Annotated in this window: 1 pseudogene; it reads right to left on the bottom strand. The window is 52.9% G+C overall.

The features are described from left to right. Positions 1-19: 19 nt before the first annotated feature. A pseudogene (tuf, locus tag A9180_RS22195) lies at positions 20-333 on the bottom strand (elongation factor Tu); the annotation flags it as partial.

The raw sequence follows: 333 nt of genomic DNA, 5'->3' as shown, positions 1-333 counted from the left end.
GGACCTAATTAACGAATAATTAGCTCAGAACTTTAGCAACAACGCCCGCGCCAACGGTACGGCCGCCTTCACGGATTGCGAAACGCAGACCGTCGTCCATCGCGATCGGGTGGATCAGGGTAACAACCATTTTGATGTTGTCGCCCGGCATTACCATCTCTACGCCTTCCGGCAGTTCGATGGTACCAGTCACGTCAGTTGTACGGAAGTAGAACTGCGGACGGTAGCCTTTGAAGAACGGAGTATGACGGCCGCCTTCATCTTTGGACAGAATGTACACTTCAGATTCGAACTTGGTTTGCGGCTTGATGGTGCCCGGCTTAGCCAGTACCT

The organism is Escherichia sp. B1147 (assembly GCF_001660175.1).
Classification (GTDB): domain Bacteria; phylum Pseudomonadota; class Gammaproteobacteria; order Enterobacterales; family Enterobacteriaceae; genus Escherichia; species Escherichia whittamii.
This window is presented reverse-complemented; position numbering and strand designations above follow the sequence as displayed.